16 protein-coding genes are annotated in these 16,870 nt (G+C 62.1%); 9 read left to right on the top strand and 7 right to left on the bottom strand.

What is annotated here, in order from left to right:
• Positions 1-93: 93 nt before the first annotated feature.
• Complete coding sequence (locus NKI10_RS02395) at positions 94-732, top strand: MarR family winged helix-turn-helix transcriptional regulator (RefSeq protein ID WP_352858381.1); 639 nt, start codon at positions 94-96, stop codon at positions 730-732.
• Positions 733-806: 74 nt separating this feature from the next.
• Here the strand turns inward: NKI10_RS02395 and NKI10_RS02390 are convergent, their stop codons facing one another.
• Genes NKI10_RS02390 through NKI10_RS02370 form a run of 5 tightly spaced genes read right to left on the bottom strand, consistent with a single transcriptional unit; the run spans position 807 to position 5,738 of the window.
• On the bottom strand, positions 807-2,009 hold the full coding sequence (locus NKI10_RS02390; RefSeq protein WP_352858378.1) for a mandelate racemase/muconate lactonizing enzyme family protein: 1,203 nt from the start codon (positions 2,007-2,009) through the stop codon (positions 807-809).
• A gap of 8 nt (positions 2,010-2,017) precedes the next feature.
• Positions 2,018-2,344 carry an NIPSNAP family protein gene (locus NKI10_RS02385; RefSeq protein WP_352858376.1) on the bottom strand — a complete coding sequence of 109 codons (327 nt, stop codon included), beginning with the start codon at positions 2,342-2,344 and terminating at the stop codon, positions 2,018-2,020.
• Positions 2,345-2,391: 47 nt separating this feature from the next.
• Entirely contained in the window at positions 2,392-3,750 is a 1,359-nt protein-coding gene (locus tag NKI10_RS02380) for a mandelate racemase/muconate lactonizing enzyme family protein (protein WP_352858373.1), read from the bottom strand.
• A gap of 56 nt (positions 3,751-3,806) precedes the next feature.
• On the bottom strand, positions 3,807-4,973 hold the full coding sequence (locus NKI10_RS02375; protein ID WP_352858371.1) for a mandelate racemase/muconate lactonizing enzyme family protein: 1,167 nt from the start codon (positions 4,971-4,973) through the stop codon (positions 3,807-3,809).
• 54 nt (positions 4,974-5,027) lie between these two features.
• Positions 5,028-5,738 carry a GntR family transcriptional regulator gene (locus NKI10_RS02370; RefSeq protein WP_023681193.1) on the bottom strand — a complete coding sequence of 237 codons (711 nt, stop codon included), beginning with the start codon at positions 5,736-5,738 and terminating at the stop codon, positions 5,028-5,030.
• Positions 5,739-5,943: 205 nt separating this feature from the next.
• Between NKI10_RS02370 and NKI10_RS02365 the strand changes: the two genes are divergently transcribed.
• The 6 genes from NKI10_RS02365 (at position 5,944) to NKI10_RS02340 (ending at position 12,534) form a co-directional block, all read left to right on the top strand.
• Positions 5,944-7,422 (top strand): ABC transporter substrate-binding protein, encoded by a 1,479-nt coding sequence (locus NKI10_RS02365; protein ID WP_352858368.1) that lies wholly within the window; start codon positions 5,944-5,946, stop codon positions 7,420-7,422.
• Between the two features lie 81 nt (positions 7,423-7,503).
• A complete protein-coding gene (locus NKI10_RS02360) occupies positions 7,504-8,463 on the top strand; it encodes a carbohydrate ABC transporter permease (RefSeq protein WP_352858365.1) in 960 nt (319 codons plus the stop codon).
• Positions 8,460-9,350 carry a carbohydrate ABC transporter permease gene (locus NKI10_RS02355; RefSeq protein WP_023729478.1) on the top strand — a complete coding sequence of 297 codons (891 nt, stop codon included), beginning with the start codon at positions 8,460-8,462 and terminating at the stop codon, positions 9,348-9,350. Before NKI10_RS02360 ends, NKI10_RS02355 begins: the two co-directional genes overlap by 4 nt.
• A 124-nt stretch (positions 9,351-9,474) precedes the next feature.
• Entirely contained in the window at positions 9,475-10,572 is a 1,098-nt protein-coding gene (locus tag NKI10_RS02350) for an ABC transporter ATP-binding protein (protein WP_352858362.1), read from the top strand.
• Positions 10,573-10,603: 31 nt separating this feature from the next.
• The gene (locus NKI10_RS02345) at positions 10,604-11,767 is read left to right on the top strand and encodes a mandelate racemase/muconate lactonizing enzyme family protein (RefSeq protein WP_023687861.1); all 1,164 of its coding nucleotides are present in this window, start codon (positions 10,604-10,606) and stop codon (positions 11,765-11,767) included.
• Between the two features lie 23 nt (positions 11,768-11,790).
• On the top strand, positions 11,791-12,534 hold the full coding sequence (locus NKI10_RS02340; protein ID WP_352858359.1) for a ribonuclease activity regulator RraA: 744 nt from the start codon (positions 11,791-11,793) through the stop codon (positions 12,532-12,534).
• 83 nt (positions 12,535-12,617) lie between these two features.
• On the opposite strand, the gene NKI10_RS02335 is transcribed toward NKI10_RS02340, so the two are convergent.
• On the bottom strand, positions 12,618-13,754 hold the full coding sequence (locus NKI10_RS02335) for a DUF930 domain-containing protein (protein ID WP_352858357.1): 1,137 nt from the start codon (positions 13,752-13,754) through the stop codon (positions 12,618-12,620).
• 141 nt (positions 13,755-13,895) lie between these two features.
• Entirely contained in the window at positions 13,896-14,051 is a 156-nt protein-coding gene (locus tag NKI10_RS02330; protein WP_023681184.1) for a YjiS-like domain-containing protein, read from the bottom strand.
• 234 nt (positions 14,052-14,285) lie between these two features.
• On the opposite strand from NKI10_RS02330, the gene NKI10_RS02325 reads away from it, so the two are divergent.
• Together NKI10_RS02325 and ftsZ are read left to right on the top strand one after the other, a co-directional pair.
• Positions 14,286-15,155: a LysR family transcriptional regulator gene (locus NKI10_RS02325; protein WP_352858354.1), complete on the top strand. Its 870-nt coding sequence runs from the start codon at positions 14,286-14,288 to the stop codon at positions 15,153-15,155.
• 322 nt (positions 15,156-15,477) lie between these two features.
• The gene (gene ftsZ, locus NKI10_RS02320; RefSeq protein ID WP_023702103.1) at positions 15,478-16,458 is read left to right on the top strand and encodes a cell division protein FtsZ; all 981 of its coding nucleotides are present in this window, start codon (positions 15,478-15,480) and stop codon (positions 16,456-16,458) included.
• Positions 16,459-16,870: the final 412 nt, after the last annotated feature.

Genomic DNA, 16,870 nt, shown 5'->3' with positions numbered 1-16,870 from the left:
GATTTATGTGCCCACAACCAGGAGGTGTCAATCAGATATGTGCGCGTAGCATATAATTGACATCAGCATATATTCTTGCTAACGCGCTATGGGATGAGCAGCAACGCATCCGGCAGTCCGGACCGATTTCCAGCCCTGTTCCAGACGCGCGGCGACCGGGATCTCGCCGATCTGGCGCGCGGCAGCGGCCTGTCCGAACCGGCGGCCGAGGCCGTGGCCGCCATCGATGCGGTAATGAGCAAGGTGCGCCGCTCGATCCAGCGCCGCGACTTCGGCCGCATGATCCTGGCGCGCGTAGACCCTTCGCTGGAAGTGAGCCATCTCGATGCGATCAGCGCCATCGCGAACAATCCGTTTTTCAGCGCTACCCAGCAGGATGAGGTGACGGTTGGCGTCATCGCCGAGCGCCTCGAGATCGATCCGTCGCGCGCCAGCCGCATCGCGGCCGACCTCGTCGAACGCGGCTATGCCTGCCGTGTCGCATCGCAACGCGATGCCCGCCGCATCTGCCTCAAACTCACCGCCAAGGGTGAGCGCCTCGTGGCGGCGGTGCGCCAGACCAAATGGCGGATTTTCGCCGGATCGCTGGCACAGTGGGATGAGCAGGACCTAGTAAGGTTCGCCACCTTGCTGGAACGCTTCGCCGGTTGGGCCATGGACGAAGCCGGGATGAAAAGATCCGCCGAGGCCGTCAAGCAGTTGATGGACGAGATGCTGCCCGAAACGAAATAGGCGGCACGGCGAGGACGCTCACCCATGTGTGCGAGCCGTTCGATAGCCCTTGACGCTCAGGTCGCCTCGGATCGTTATCGGCCGAAGAAACCGGCGTCCTCTTCCGCCAGGTATTTCTTCGCCGCTTTGGCATCGATGTCGAGGCCGAGTCCCGGAGCTTCGAGCAGGTCCACCATACTGTCCCTGACGATCTGCCCCTTGGGCAGGCCGATGACGATGTCCTCCCACCAGGGGTCGGAGGCGCTGGGATATTCGAAGGCGATGTAGTTGGCCGGCAGCGTGGCGCAGACATTGATCAGCGCGCCGAGGCCGAGCAGCCCGTTCGCCGTGCCGTGCGGCGCCATCATGATCGAGTGCATGTAGGCGTGCTCGGCCACCCATTTGAGCTCGGCGATGCCGCCGATGTCGGCGGGATCCGGACCGATGACGCGAACCGCCTGCGTCTCGATCAGTTCCTTGAAGTTATGGCGCAGGTAGATCTGCTCGCCCGTGTGGATGGGGGTGGACGTCGATGTGGTGAGTTCGCGGTAGGCTTGCGGGTTGACCCACGGCACATAGTCGCCGGTCAACATGTCCTCCAGCCACATCAGATTGTATTTTTCGACGGCCCGCGCGAAGCGGATGGCGTCGGGCAGGAACCAGCCGGGGCCGCAATCCAGCGCCAGCGAGACCTTGTCGCCGAGCACCTCCTTCATGGCGATGACGCATTCGATCATATGCGCCATGCCGCGCTCGCTGATCTGCCCCTGGTCCATCGCGCCGTGATAGGTCGGCGGCTGACGCACGCCGTAGTGGAAGTCGGGGACGCTGGTCTTCATGTTGGAATGAAAGCTGATGCCTTGCTTGACCATGAAGAAGTTTTCCGGCCGCTCCATCATCCATTTGACGTCGGCCGCGTAATCCTCCGGCCTGTCGCCGGTGCGCTTCTTGCGGATGGAACCGTTATAGACCCGCACCTTGTCGCGCACCTTGCCGCCGAGCAGCTTGTAGACCGGAACGCCTGCCGCCTTGCCGGCGATGTCCCACAGAGCATGCTCGATAGCGCTGACGGCGGCGCCGTAGGGCTTGAACGAGCCGCGCTGGCGGATTTTCAACATCACGCGTTCGACATCGGTCGGGTCCTCGCCGATCAGCGCGTCGCGGAAATGCAGCACCCAGGGCTTGAGATAAGACTTGGTGTACTCAACCTCGCCGAGGCCATGGAGGCCTTCGTCGGTGACGATGCGCACGATGGGATGCTTGCCGATGACGGCGCACCTGAGATCGGTGATCTTCATGATGTCCTCTATTTCACCGACGAGAAGGCGGTTGGCGCGAGAAACTGGCTGGAAATATTGGCCAGGATCGGGCCATCGCGCTCGGACTCGTCGCGGGCCTCGAGCCATGCCGGATCGGTGGTGAAGGCCTTCCATTTCACTTCGCGCTCGGCAAGGGATTCCCAGGCGATGAAATAGGTCAGTCGATTGCTGCTTTCGCCGACCACCGTGGTGAAGAACCCGGCCTGGCGAATGCCATGTCTATCCCACAGCGCCAAGGTATGGTCGTTGAAACGCTTGAGCAGCGCCGGGAGTTGGCCCGGCACGCAGTCGTAAATGCGAACTTCGTAGATCATGGTCCATCCTTCTGTTCACCTCTCCCTCCGAGGAGAGAAGTGTAGAGTCAGCTCCAGGTGCGGTCCCAGGAATATTCGTCGTCCCAGTGATCGGTCGGTTGCCAGATGCCGGTGACGCCGGGGTGCAGGTGCTGGCTGATCACTTCGTCGACGATGTCGTCGATGCCCAGACCAGGCTTGTCGGGCACGGTGATGAAGCCGTCCTTGACCAGCGGCTTGGGCAGGCCGGTGACGATATCGTCCCACCAGTCGACTTCGACGCTGTGATATTCGAGCGCCATGAAGTTTTCCGTCGCCACCGCGACATGCGCGGCGGCCATTGCCGCGATCGGGCTTTCCGCCATGTGAATGGCCATGGCGACGCCATGCTCCTGCGCCGCGTCGCCGATCTTCTTGGTCTCGAGAATGCCGCCGGTGGTCAGCAGATCCGGATGGATGACCGAGATGCCGGCGTTGAGCAGCGGCTCGAAGCCTTCCTTGAGGTAGATGTCCTCACCCGTGCAGATCGGCACCGAGGTCGCCTGCTGCAACTGCCGATACTGCTCGGTGTACTGCCAGGGGATCACGTCCTCGAGCCAGGCCGGTGCGTATTTCTCGATCCGCCGGGCCAGACGGATGCCGTCCTGCAGCGAGATGTGGCCGACATGGTCGATGGCGAGCGGGACCTCGTAGCCGATCACCTCGCGGACCTCGTGGATATATCGATCGAGCAGGTCGAGGCCCTTTTCGGTGAAATGGAGGCCGGTGAAGGGATGCGGCACGTTCTGCGCATCATAGGCGGCGTTGCGCGCCCGGCGCTCGTCCAGCGTGCGTGCCGGGCCGCGAGCGGCATGGCTGCGGAAACCGTCGAGCACGCCGGCCGGCGCCACCACTGCGCCCGGGATATGGGAGATCTGCGCCAGCCCGAGGTCCATCTTGAGGAAGGTGAAACCGAGATCCATCCGCGCCTTGAGCCGCTTTCCGGTCTCCGTGCCGCTGGGCTTGTCCGCGTCGGTGTCGCAATAGACACGCACCTTGTCGCGAAACCGCCCGCCCAGCATCTGGTAGATCGGCACGCCGTACGCCTTGCCGGCGAGGTCCCAAAGCGCGATCTCGACTGCCGAGACGCCGCCACCTTGCCGTCCATGGCCACCAAATTGCTTGATGCGCCGGAACAGCCGGTCGACGTCGCAAGGGTTCTCGCCCAGCAACCGGCTCTTCAGCATCAGCGCATAGGTCGCGCTGGCGCCGTCGCGCACTTCGCCCAGGCCGACAATGCCCTGGTTGGTGTAGATCTTGATCAGCGCGGAGGTGAACGGTGCGCCGACGATCTCGGCGACGCGCAGGTCGGTGATGCGCAGGTCGCTCGGCCTGGAGTTCGTATTTACCCGATTGAGCGCCTCGCCGGCGCTACCCGTCTTTGCCATGGCTGATCCTCGTTCTGATTGGTGGCGCCCCGCACGCCCGGCCGGCACAAGCGTTGCTAGCCAAGCTCTATCTCGTGGGCCTGCAGGTAGTCGCGGTTCATCTCGACGCCCAGGCCCGGCTTCGACGTGAGCTTGAGACTGCCGTTCGAAACCTCGAGCGGTCTGTCGATCAGGTGATTGTATTTATCGAGGTTCCACTCCGACGTTTCGAGCTTGTAGAAGTTGGGAACCGTCATCATCACCTGCGCTCCCGCAACCACGTTGATCGGTCCCGCGGCGTCATGGGGCGAGACCGGGATATAGTAGGCTTCGCACAGGGCGGAAATCTTCTTCAGTTCGGTAATGCCGCCGGTCCAGGTAACGTCCGGCATGATGTAGTCCGCAAGCCTGTTCTCGAGCACGGGCACGAAATCCCACTTGGTGTGGCCGCGCTCGCCCCACGAGATGGCGGCGCTGACCTTCTCACGCACCTGCTTGAGGGCATTGAGGCTCTCGGGCGGGCAAGGCTCCTCGAACCAGTCGATCTGGCCGGCTTCCTCGAGGCTCCGGCAGAGGCGAATGGCGGTGGGCACATCGAAGCGGCCATGCGCATCGATCAGAATGTCGACATCGGGCCCCGCCGTTTCGCGGATCAGGGCCGTGAGTTCGGCGGCCTCGCGCTCGTTCTTGCGGGTCATGCTGCCATCCAGGTAGCCGTCCCGCTGTTCGCGCGCCACGCCATCGGCGGTGCGACCCTGGTGGGGGAAAGGATCGAACTTCAGCCCGGTGTGTCCGGATTCGACGATGTCTCGAATTTCGCGGACCACAGCCTCCTTGCTGGTAAACTTGGCCTGGTTGGGGTGGGTATAGAGCGCGATTTCATCGCGTACCGGACCGCCCAGCAGCTCGTAGATCGGCTTGCCGAGAACTTTGCCGCGAATGTCCCAGAGCGCTATGTCGATAGCGCTCACGCATTCGACAGCGGCGCCGCGGCTGCCCATATAGGTGAAGCTGCGGAAAATCTTGTGCCAGAGATGCTCGATACGCGCCGGATCCTCGCCTGTCACGGCGACACCGATCTGCCGCAGGATCGTGCACAGCGCGCGGTTGGCGAGCCTTGTGGTGGTGGTGATTTCCCCCCAGCCACTCACCCCTTCGTCGGTCGTCACCTCGACGAACAGGAACTCTCCCCAATAGGAAGCATCGGACTTGATCAGCCACGGCCGAACGCTCGTGATTTTCATCTCTCAACTACCTCTGTCTGATGGCCGGACCAATGATTTTCTGGGCTGGAAATTCTATCCGGCCCGAGCGGCGTTGCGCGCACGCATCTGTTCGAGAACGTGCCGGCCGGAACCCTCGACATGGCGGGCAATGAGCTCGGCCGCCTCGTCGGCATTTCCGGCTTTGATATGCGCGATGAGCTCGCGGTGTTCACGCATAATGGCGGCCCGCCGCGCGAGCGTGAAATTGAAACGCCGGCTCACGGCTCGCAGCACTTCGCGATGCTTCCACCAAAGCTCGGCGGCATGGCGGTTGTAGTGGCGCTGGTACATCACGGTGTGGAAGGCGGTATCCAGTTCACTGTGCCGCAATGTGTCGGTGAAGTTGTTCTCTTCGATCAGAGCCTGGATGCGTTCGAGTTCGGCGATGTCCTCGCCGGTCGCCATGTTCACGAACCATCGAGTCAGGGCCGGCTCGATCAGGACTCCGATCTCGTAGATATCCCGGACGAAATCCTGGTCTATGGGCCGGACGCGCGCGCCACGGTTGGCGACAAAGGTGACGAAGCCCTCCCCTCGCAACAGCTGCAGCGCCTCGCGTACGGGGTTGGTCGAGGTGCCGTGACGCCGGGCGAGATCGGTAACCACAAGTCGTTCGTTGGCGGCGAGCCGTCCCTCGATGATGTCTTCCCGGATCAGTTCATAAAGCGAGGCGCCCTCGCTGGACGCCCCGATGGGATCAATCCCCACGGGTGGCTCTGCTTTGAAATCGCTTGTTTCGGCCAAAGCCGGCTCCCCCGATTAGTACACCACATGCTCGATATCATACACGGGTTTTGCAAACAATGTACGATCGGGTGCGTTGACAGGTAATCCACGATCTGAAAACGTACCAGATGATCGAAGGGATACATTGAGCAGAAGGACGCATCCCGCACGGTCGAACGAGCCCCTTGGCGCACAGCGGCATGGGAGAATCTGGGAGGATACTATGACGAGGATTACACTCGGCGGTGCCGTCCTGCGCGGCACTGTCGCCACTGCTTTGATGGCGTCGCTCATGTCGGGATCGGCGCTGGGTGCGCCGCCGGTCGACTTGAGCAAGTGGTCGCCGGAGTATGTGCGCTCCATCGCCGGCACACAGGATTTCGACACGGCCGCCGATTGCGGCAAGGTCACCCCGCTCGACTACAAGGGGCGACTGACGTTCTGGTATCAGGGTGTGTTCGAGGGCGACCCCGATCTCCTGCGCCAGTACTACAAGGATTTCTTCGAGACCTTCCGCAAGACCTATCCGAACATCCAGCTCGAGGATCAGGCCCTCACCTACAACGACCTTCTCGACAAATTCCGCACGGCGCTGCTCGGCAATGCGGCGCCGATGGCGGTCCGCCTGCAAATCCTGGGCGGAACCGAGTTCGCCTCGAAGGGTTATCTGCAGCCGCTCAAGCCGGAAGATGTGGGCTATCCCACGGAGGATTTCTGGCCCGGCGCCATGAAGGCGGTAACCTGGAATGGCGTGACCTACGGCATTCCCACCAACAATGAGACGATGGCGTTCATCTGGAACGCCGACATTTTCAAGCGTGCGGGCCTCGATCCGGACAAGGCTCCGGCGACCTGGGACGACGTCGTCAAATATTCCAAGCAGATCCATGACAAGCTCGGCATAGCCGGCTACGGCCTCGTGGCGCGCAAGAACGCCGGCAACACGCCGTACCGCTTCATGCCGCAGCTATGGGCCTATGGCGGCGGTGTCTTCGACGAAGCCTCCGCGAACCCGACCTATAAGGAGGTCGAGCTCAATAGCCCGCAGAGCAAGGCGGCGTTGCAAGCCTCCTACGACATGTATGTTCGCGACAAGTCGGTTCCGGTTTCGGCCCTCACCAACCAGCAGGCCGATAACCAGCCCCTGTTCGTCGCCGGCCAACTCGGCATGATGGTCTCGCACCCGTCCGACTATAACGTCATGCTCGACCTGCAGAAGAAGGCAGCGGGCGCCGACAAGGACAAGGCGCAGACTGTCATCGACAACATGCGCTATGGCCTGATTCCGACCGGCCCCGACGGCAAGCGGGCCGTCGTGTTTGGCGGCTCGAACATTCACATCCTGAAGCCCGAATATGTCGAGGGCGGCAAGGTGGACGAGCCGGCCGCAAAGGCCATCATCTGCATGTGGACGAGCCCTGAATGGTCGTTGAAGATGGCGTATGCCGGCTCAAACCCGGGCAACCTCAACGGCTTCAAGACCAAATGGATGAAGGAACGTCTGGACAACATCAAGTTCCTCGATGTCACCACCTCGATGTTGCCATACGGCATTCCGTTCCCGGCGCTGCCGCAATCGCCCGAGATCATGAATATCATCGTCCCGGACATGCTGCAGAACGCCCTGACCGGAGCGATGACCGTCGACCAGGCAGCGGACGACGCGGCCGAGAAGGTGAAGAACCTGATGGACGGACTCTAGTCCGGGCCTGACCTGCGATCCGACCGGCTGTGCCGACAGTGCGTGCAGCCGGTTTGCTCCTAACAACAAGGGCACGCCATCGTGACGATCGTGACCGGCAAGGCCGAGGCTCGCCGAAGATTGCAACCCGGTAGCTCCGGCATGCTGCGGAATATCTGGGAGCATCGCGCCGACTACGCATACGTGCTTCCAGCGATCGCCGTGATGCTCATCGTCATCGCCTATCCGATCTACTACACGGTCGAGCTGTCGTTCTTTAAGACGCCGCCTGGCCTGCAGCTCCGCGACAAGACCTTCATCGGATTGGACAACTACACGGCCATCCTCACCAGTCAGGTGTTCTGGAAAGTCACCTTGAACACCCTGATCTGGACGATCGCATCTACCTTCGTTGCCTTTGCCTTGGGATTTGCCGCCGCGCTGGCCCTCCACCGCGAGTTTATCGGCCGGGGTGTCCTGCGCGCTATCCTGATCATTCCCTGGGTCATCAGCGCGGTTGCCGCCTCCTATATCTGGAAGTGGATCTACCATTCGGACTTCGGCATCATCGGCGCGGTGCTGGTCGGCCTCGGATTGGCTGACCGGCCGCCGAACTTCATCGACAACGTCAGCATGGTGCTGCCCTCCTTGATCGTCGTCAATATCTGGCGCGAGTTTCCGTTTGCCATGATCATGATGATGGCCGGTTTGCAGACGGTCCCCGACCAGTTGTTGCGCGCCGCGGAAGTCGACGGGGCCAATGCATGGCAGCGTTTCTGGCACGTCACCTTCCCGCATCTGCGCAACGTCTCGACGGTGACGATCCTGCTGCTCGCAGTGGCCAATTTCAATTCCTTCATCATCCCGTGGATCATGACCGGTGGTGGGCCGTCGAACGCTTCGCACATCTGGATCACCCACATTTATGAGCTCGCCTTCGGCCGGCAGCGATGGGGTGTCGCATCGGCCTATTCGGTACTCCTGTTCCTCATGCTGATGGTGCTGGGCTACTTCTACGTCCGTGCGCTGGCCGGCAACGAGCGCAAAGAGGGGAGCGCATGAGCACGATCGTCGAGACGGTCCCTCAACGTCCGGCCCGGCGCCGCATGCGCATCGACGGATGGCGTTGGGCCGGGCGCATCTTCCTCGTGTTCATGCTGCTTTACACCGCGTTGCCGATGATCTGGATGCTGATCACCTCGATCAAGTCCGGCTTCGCGGCGATGCAGTTCCCGCCGCAATGGTGGCCGGAAGAGCCTACCCTGGCCAGCTACCAGAAGCTGCTCGATCCGCAAAACAGCGTCGGCCAGGACTTCCTGCGTTTTTTCTGGAACAGCCTCTACGTGTCGACGGTCACCACAATCCTTTCGGTGATCGTGGCCGTTCCTGCGGCCTACGCCTTTTCGCGCTTTCGTTTCCCCGGTCGAAACTTCCTGTTCTTCACCGTGCTTTTGCGCAACATGTTCCCGGCGGTGATCTTTCTCGTGCCGCTCTTCATCCTGATGCGCGCGATCGGGCTGGTGAACACGCATGGCTCGCTCATTCTCACCTATCTCACCTTCGGCCTGCCGCTGGCGATCTGGCTGCTCAAGGGCTTTTACGACAACATTCCGGTGCAGCTCGAGCAGGCGGCGCGGATCGATGGGGCGACCCGGTTCCAGGCCTTCATCCTGATCGTGATGCCTCTGTCGACGCCCGGTATCATCGCCACCGCGATCTATTCCTTCATTGGCGCCTGGAACGAGTACATCTATGCCTACACCTTCCTTTCCAAGAACGAGCAGTTGACCCTGCCGGTCGGCATACAGCGTTTCTTCTCGGAGAATACGACGGACTTTCCGGGCCTGATGGCGGCCAGCTTCATGATGAGCGTGCCCGTCGTGGTGCTGTTCCTCCTCCTGCAACGATACTTCGTACGCGCCCTTACAGAAGGCGCGGTCAAACACTAGAGCCGGATGATTTCAGGCCTGTTCGACCTGAAATCTGAATCCGCCTTTAAATCAAAGAGATAGAGCATGATGTCGTCCGAAAACCGCTTCACACTTTTCGGCATCATGCCGTAGGGAGTTGCCGATGGCCCACGTGGTCCTGAGAGATCTCGTCAAGACCTATGGCGGCTTCAAAGCTGTCAACGACGTTTCGCTGACGGTCAATGACGGCGAGTTCGTTGCGCTCGTCGGCCCTTCGGGCTGCGGCAAGACAACCACGCTCAATCTTGTCGCGGGATTGATCCCGGTCACATCGGGCGACATCGTCATCGGCGACCGCGTGGTCAACGACCTCGACCCCAAGGACCGGGACATCGCGATGGTGTTCCAGAACTACGCGCTCTACCCGCAGAAATCGGTCTACAAGAACCTGGCGTTCCCGCTGCAGATGCGCAAGCTGCCCAGGGACGAGATCGACAGGAAGGTCAAGGAAGCGGCGCGCGTGCTCGACATGACGCATCTGCTCGAGCGCAAGCCGCGCGAACTTTCAGGCGGGCAGCAGCAACGTGTCGCCCTGGGGCGTGCCCTCGTCCGCGACCCCGCCGTATTCCTCATGGACGAGCCGCTCTCCAACCTTGATGCCAAACTGCGCGTGCAGATGCGCTCGGAGATCAAGCGCTTCCACCAGGACCTCAAGGCGACCATCATCTATGTCACGCACGACCAGCTCGAAGCCGTGACCATGGCCGACAAGATGGCGGTGATGAACGGCGGCTACCTGCTGCAATACGATTCTCCGGCGCAGGTCTTTGCCCATCCGGTGAACATGTTCGTCGCCAGCTTCATCGGCAGCCCGGCGATGAGCCTTGTTCCACTGGAGGCATCGACAGCAAACGGCAACACTGCGTTGACCGGCGCGGAGGGCTGGAGCCTTGAGCTCTCGCCGCTCAACGCCCGGAAGGTTGCGTGGGCAACATCCAGGAAAGTCGTGCTCGGCGCACGTCACTCGACCATCAGGCTCCACAAGAGCGCGGTGCCAGGCAGCGTCCCGGCCAAGGCCTATACAGTGGAGCCGACCGGAGACGTCACCTTCGTGCAGGCGTTGCTGTCCGGCGCCATCGTCAACATCAGCGTGTCCCCCAACATCTCCGTCGCACCTGACGAGCAGATCTGGCTCGAGTTCGACCAGGAGCGGCTGCATCTGTTCGATGGCGAAACTGAACTGGCCCTCAAGGCCGGCTGAGACAAGACGGGGTTCATTGGGAACGTTGGGGATGACTGAAAAGCTTAAGATCACCGCGATCAAACCCTATCCTGTATGGGTTGGAACGCGTAATCAGATGCTCGTCAAGATCGAGACCGACCAAGGCGTCTTCGGCTGGGGCGAGAGCGGCTTGAGCGGGCGCGAAAAGGCCGTTGCCGGCGCGGTCGAGCATTATCGCGAGTTTCTCATCGGCCGCGACCCGATGCAGATCGGGCGGATCTGGCAGGAGGCATATCGCAGCCAGTACTTCGAGGGCGGGCGCGTTCTGCAGGCGGCGATTTCCGCCATCGACATCGCCCTGCACGACATCAAGGGCAAGGCGCTGGGGGTGCCTGTCTACGAACTGCTGGGCGGCAAGCAGCGCGACTGCATCCCCACCTTCGCCTCGACCGGAGACGAGGCCGAGGGCGACGTCGCCATCGAACGAGCCCGGGAGCTGCGCGCACGGGGTTGGCAGGCGATCCGCTTCTTCCCCGCAGGGCAAAGCAGCAGGGACATCTTCGAACCCCGCGAGTCGATCGGCGCTACCGCGAGCATGCTGAACAAGGCGCGCGAGGCGCTTGGCGACGACGTCGTTCTCGGCATCGACTATCATCATCGGCTGTCGGTGGCTGAGGCGGCGAGCTTCTGCAACAAACTCGGCCGCGGCGTGCTGGATTTCCTCGAGGAGCCGATACGAGACGAGACACCTGAAGCCTACGAATCCCTGCGCAGGATGACCGACATCCCGTTTGCCATCGGCGAGGAATTTGCCAGCAAGTGGCAGTTCCTGCCCTACATCGAGCGCGGCATCCATCAGTTCAACCGGCTCGACGTCTGCAATGTCGGCGGGCTCACCGAGGCGATGAAAGTCGCCGGCTGGAGCGAGGCGCATTATGTCGACCTGATGCCGCACAATCCGCTTGGTCCGGTGTGCACGGCCGCGACCCTGCATCTCGCCGCCGCGGTACCCAACTTCGCGTGGCTCGAGACCAGGGAACCCGAGACGAAGCTGGGCTTCGACAATTCCGACTTCTTCCCCGTGCAGCCACGGCTCGACGGTCCCGACTATCCGGTCAGCGACCTGCCGGGGCTCGGCGTCGAGGTCAACGAAGCGGCGGTCCGGGCGGAGGCTTTTCGTTTCTGGGAAGCGCCTCACCTCAGGCGCCGGGACGGGTCTGTTACGAACTGGTAGTTCCATCTCAACCGGAGTCCACAATGACGCATATCCCTGACATCACGCGACCGTCCAAAGACCTCATTGACGCCCTGAGGGAAATCGGCGCCGCGACGGTTGCCGGCACGCTGGGCCACATGGGTTTCCGCAATCCGCACATGGTCGGTCCGGTGGCGCAGAACCATGGGAAGTCGATCGTCGGGCCGGCGCTGACGCTGCAGTTCCTGCCGCAGCGGCCGGACCTCTTCAGCGAGGGAGAATACGCCGACCCGGAAACGCAACTGCACCGGCACGTGCTCTATCACGCGCAGGAAGGCGATGTGGTCGTCGTCGACGCGCGCGGTGACATGAGCTCGGGCGTCTTCGGCGATATGATGTCGACCTATTTCAAGGGCAGAGGCGGCACGGGCATCGTCATTGATGGATGCATGCGCGACCGGCCGAATGTGGAAAAGCTCGATCTGCCGCTATGGCTGCGCGGCTGGACGCCCAACTACCATGTGCAAACCAGCATCTATCCGAACGCCGTCAACGTTCCGATCGCCTGCGGCGGTGTCACGGTGATCCCCGGCGACATCATAGTGGCGGACGACGACGGGGCGGTTGTGCTTCCCGTCGCAATGGCCGCAAAGGTGATCGAAGAATCCCAGAAGCATCACGATTGGGAAGAGTTCTCGCGAGAGAAGCTGATGAAGGGCGCACCGCTGCAGCGCTACTATCCGCTGCATGACGATGCCCGCGGCGAATATGAGGAGTGGCGCAAAGCCAATCGTCCGGCGGATTGAGATGCAACCACGCGGCACCCAATCACAGCGCCTTGGTGCTACATAAACCAGTCGCCCAGCGCGTGGGCATGATAACGCGCAGGCTATCCCCCCGAATGCTGCCGGCGAAGTTCCTGTTCAAGCTGAGCGCTTTCGGCTGGCGAGGCGGCAGACCCGACACGAGAGTCGAAGGACAACACTCGCGTCGCGTCGGTGTCGACCTCACACCGGAAGCTCACATGGTACCATCCGATCGTTGCGCGAAAGGCCGCATCCGGATCTATAACAATATTGCCCGACTTCAGCGGTCTCATTGGTAGCCACTCGGGAGAAAACTCGGCGCCCTTCAGCTCCTCGGCCAACACGTTGGCGCAAAGTGTGGCAACGCGCTCACCGCGAGACATGCCGTCGGTCGCGGTGGTGCCGAATGCATTGCCGGTAGCGCCGTGCGAGAAGAGCTCGCGGACGCCCGGAAGGCCCGAGTAAGCCCCGGCTGAGGCCACCTCCGTGGAGCTAGGCTTCCTGGCGCCTCCGCCTCCAGGCTTCGAGACCTTTGCAGGGCTGCGCTTCGGCGCGTTTTCGGGCCTGGCCTTCGGCGCCTGGGCCGATGCAGGAAGCTCGATCTCACCATCATCGCCGGGGGTGGCCAACGGCGTCGCGGCTGCCTGCTTGTCAGCATCTTGCGGCTCTTGTTTGTCTGCTCCCTGCTTGCTCGCGTCCTCGGTTGCCTGCTTCTCCTGGGTCGGCTCGGAGGCTGCGGTTGCCGGCTTCTCCTCGGTCTTGGTCGTACCCGCCGGCTCCCCGGAGTCTGGCGACGCGGCGGGTTTGCTCTCGACGTCCTTCGGCTCACCTGGCGGCTTCGTATCCTTATCCTTGACCGGTGTCGGCGAATTATCCTGCGCGCTGGCTCCATCCAGGGATTTCCTGGGGCCGGTATCCTTGTCGCCGAACTGGAATACAGGTTTCAGCACCTCGAGCGCCGGCGGCTTTTCCGCTACAGGCTTTTCTACTTTCGGTTCCGGTTGCTTTTGCGCTTCAGGCTTTGGAGGCGGCGGGGGCTCAGGCTTCGGCGGTTCGGGTGGCGGGACGAGTGCGACATTGACCGGTTCCTCCTCCTGCGGCTGCTGGGCAGGAACGGGCAGGCCATAGACCAGGAACGCGGTGATGAGCGCATGCAGGACCAGCGATGCGGGCAAGGCCCACAGCATGGTCCGACGCCGCTCGGATTTCTCGGTCTTCATCCCTCACGATGTGGAGCGAAACTGCGGCGGCATCAAGCGTGGCAACCGTATTGGCGCATTCAGCCGCAGCTCAGCAGTGAGGAGACGACGCCTGATTGCTTCTCGCCGCCGGCTCCATTCTCTGCATGCCCGCCTCCACTCTCAGCGACGCAGGCTGGCGTCGCGGGCACGCTCGCGGAGCTCTTCGCGAGAAAGGCCCGCATCCGCCAATATGCTGTCTGGAAGCCGCCTCAAGCTCGCAAGCGTCTGGCGATAGGCAAGCCAGCGGGCGAAACGGTGTCGAAGTTCATGCAACATGATCGTCTCCTTGAGAGCGAAATACCTCACGCTCTTGAGTTGGTCGAAAACGCAAAGCAATCGCGCAAAGCGTATGCACGATCAAAGGATTGGACTGACTTCCTGGCCAACCGAGGTGCCTGTCATTGTCCCACCAGGGCAGGAATTTCCAGCGCCTCCAACGGCTGCATACTTGCGCGTGATGGCCGCTTCGCGCTACAGCCACGGTCGCAAGGAGTTTTTCATTTCTGCAAAATGGATATTGGCTGGGACGATCTGAGGTTGTTTCTCGACGTTGCGCGGCTGGGTGGCCTGAGCGCGGCGACGGCAACCACGCGCCTCAGCGCAGCCACACTCGGACGACGCGTCACCGCGCTCGAAAAGCAGATCGGCGAAGCGCTGTTCGTACGGCAGCAGACCGGCTACCGGCTAACCCCGGTCGGTGAAGAACTGCTGCGGCGCGCCGAAGACGTCGAAGCAGCAATGCAGTCGCTGACCCGCTGGCGCGAGGGAAATCTGCCCGACCGCATTGTCCGCGTCTCGGCCGGGCCATGGACCTCCGCTTTCGTTTCGGGCCATATCGGCGAAATCTGGACGGTCGATGACGGCATCAGGGTGGAACTCGTCACCACCACCGACCGGGTCGACATCGGTCGCCGCGCCGCCGATATCGGCATCCGCAGCGAGCGCCCGACCGAACAATGGCTGGCCGGCCGTCAGAGCGGCAAGGTCGCGTATGCCCTCTATTCCGGACGCCACCTGATCAACGGCATCGCCGCCGGGTTGTTCGTCGGCGTCACCGGCGAAGGGGCAAACATTGCATCGGCGCGCTGGCTGCAAGCCCATCACGGCGACCGCATCGCCGTGCGCGGCAACAACACCCATTCAGTGCGCGAATTGGTGGCCGCAGGCGCCGGCCTTTCGATCTTTCCGTGCTTCGTCGGTGACAGCGATCCGCGGCTGGTTCGCGTCGCTCATCCTATCCCCGAACTCGAAACCGACCAGTGGATCGTCACCCATCATGAGGAACGCCACTCCCCGCCAGTACGAAAGGTTGCCGACCGTATTGCCGCCCTGATCCGGGCCCATCAGCCGCTGTTTCGCGGCAAGATGCCGATCCGGTAAGCCTCAGGCGTCGATCGGCCGCCACATTCTCAAGGTCCTCGCGCGTGAGGCGGGCGCGTGAAGCTTGGAGGGGTTGGATCCCGGAGATTGTGGATTTTCGCTGGCCAGAATCCGAGCCGATTCCGGAAGATTGAACTGGAGACCCGTTCAAAAGGTCGGCTCATTCAGGCGCATATGGTACAAGTCCCACATCTTGTCTTGCCGCAAAGTTCACCCTCTGATTCCCTGTGCCAAGGCGATAGAACGTGATTCTTGCACCTGGCGTGTTCAAGCGGCGCGTTCCGGGAACTTTTTTGTCGATCAATTCCAAGGAGACAAGACGATGAGCACCGCGGCAAGGCCCGTCATCTCGGAAATGCGGCCGAAGATAACCGTTATTGGTGTCGGCGGTGGCGGCGGCAACGCGGTCAACAACATGATTGCCGAAAATCTGCAGGGTGCGGAGTTCATCGTCGCCAACACCGATGCCCAGGCACTGACCATGTCGAAAGCATCGCGGCTGATCCAGCTGGGTGCCCATGTCACGGAAGGCCTGGGCGCCGGGTCGCTGCCGGCGGTCGGCCGCGCGGCAGCCGAGGAATCGATCGACGAGATCAGGGACCACCTAGCGGGAACCCATATGTGCTTCGTGACCGCCGGCATGGGAGGCGGAACTGGAACCGGTGCCGCGCCCGTCATAGCGAACGCTGCCCGGGCAGCCGGCATCCTGACCGTGGCGGTCGTCACCAAGCCGTTCACCTTCGAAGGGAAGCGCCGCATGCAAGCCGCCGAAGAGGGCATCGAGCAGCTTCGCGAATGCGCCGATACCGTGATCGTTATTCCGAACCAGAACCTCTTCAGGATCGCCGACGCAAAGACGACTTTCGCGGACGCCTTCGCCATGGCTGATCGCGTCCTTTATTCCGGCGTCGGCTGCATAACCGATCTCATCGTCAAGGAGGGGCTGATCAATCTCGACTTCGCCGACGTGAAGTCGGTGATGCGCGACATGGGCCGCGCAATGATGGGTACCGGGGAAGCCACGGGCGAGGACCGCGCCAGGAAGGCCGCCGAAGCGGCGATAGCAAACCCGCTTCTCGACGAAGCCTCGATGATCGGCGCCAAGGGCGTCCTGGTCTCGATCTCGGGCGGCATGGACATGACGCTGTTCGAAGTCGATGAGGCCGCCACCCGCATCCGCGAGGAGGTCGACGCCGACGCCGACATCATCGTCGGCGCCATATTCGACCGGGCACTCGCCGGAAAATTCAGGGTCTCAGTCGTCGCGACAGGATTGCGGCAGGGCCTGGAGATACCGCAGTAGGCAGGATCCGGGCTGCTGATTTATGAGTCTGGTGGACCGTGGTCATGGGCTTCGCCACCGAAAAGTCGGCCCGCAAGCCCGCACCATTGAACTTGCCGGTGAATTCGCGTTGCCGGCCTAGGGACCGAATTGTTTCGACGCCGCTGCCACGAATGCGCGAACTCGCATCAGCGCCGCCGCGGAACCGCTCCCAACTGCAACCGCGCCGCGAATACGCTTCGACCCGGATCCCCAACAGGAGGCCATACAGATTGACCACGGCAGACATTTCGCCTGCGATATGGCCAGCATCTGCTGACCACATGATCGGCCCTTTCTGATCGGTGATGCGGGCTCGCTGGATATGGCACAATAAAACCGGCATGGGTCAGACGTCGGGAGCATCCAGTGGCGGCCAGCCTCGCAAGCGCTA

The sequence above is a fragment of the Mesorhizobium sp. M0802 genome, assembly GCF_040320115.1.
Lineage (GTDB): Bacteria > Pseudomonadota > Alphaproteobacteria > Rhizobiales > Rhizobiaceae > Mesorhizobium.
This window is presented reverse-complemented; position numbering and strand designations above follow the sequence as displayed.

Excerpts from the sequence above, each read along its gene's own strand:
- NKI10_RS02365 (WP_352858368.1), top strand. The coding sequence starts at position 5,944 with ATGACGAGGATTACACTCGGCGGTGCCGTCCTGCGCGGCACTGTCGCC.
- NKI10_RS02325 (WP_352858354.1), top strand. The coding sequence starts at position 14,286 with ATGGATATTGGCTGGGACGATCTGAGGTTGTTTCTCGACGTTGCGCGG.
- NKI10_RS02390 (WP_352858378.1), bottom strand. The coding sequence starts at position 2,009 with ATGAAGATCACCGATCTCAGGTGCGCCGTCATCGGCAAGCATCCCATC.
- ftsZ (WP_023702103.1), top strand. The coding sequence starts at position 15,478 with ATGAGCACCGCGGCAAGGCCCGTCATCTCGGAAATGCGGCCGAAGATA.
- NKI10_RS02375 (WP_352858371.1), bottom strand. The coding sequence starts at position 4,973 with ATGAAAATCACGAGCGTTCGGCCGTGGCTGATCAAGTCCGATGCTTCC.
- NKI10_RS02350 (WP_352858362.1), top strand. The coding sequence starts at position 9,475 with ATGGCCCACGTGGTCCTGAGAGATCTCGTCAAGACCTATGGCGGCTTC.
- NKI10_RS02385 (WP_352858376.1), bottom strand. The coding sequence starts at position 2,344 with ATGATCTACGAAGTTCGCATTTACGACTGCGTGCCGGGCCAACTCCCG.
- NKI10_RS02330 (WP_023681184.1), bottom strand. The coding sequence starts at position 14,051 with ATGTTGCATGAACTTCGACACCGTTTCGCCCGCTGGCTTGCCTATCGC.
- NKI10_RS02395 (WP_352858381.1), top strand. The coding sequence starts at position 94 with ATGAGCAGCAACGCATCCGGCAGTCCGGACCGATTTCCAGCCCTGTTC.
- NKI10_RS02355 (WP_023729478.1), top strand. The coding sequence starts at position 8,460 with ATGAGCACGATCGTCGAGACGGTCCCTCAACGTCCGGCCCGGCGCCGC.
- NKI10_RS02345 (WP_023687861.1), top strand. The coding sequence starts at position 10,604 with ATGACTGAAAAGCTTAAGATCACCGCGATCAAACCCTATCCTGTATGG.
- NKI10_RS02340 (WP_352858359.1), top strand. The coding sequence starts at position 11,791 with ATGACGCATATCCCTGACATCACGCGACCGTCCAAAGACCTCATTGAC.
- NKI10_RS02335 (WP_352858357.1), bottom strand. The coding sequence starts at position 13,754 with ATGAAGACCGAGAAATCCGAGCGGCGTCGGACCATGCTGTGGGCCTTG.
- NKI10_RS02380 (WP_352858373.1), bottom strand. The coding sequence starts at position 3,750 with ATGGCAAAGACGGGTAGCGCCGGCGAGGCGCTCAATCGGGTAAATACG.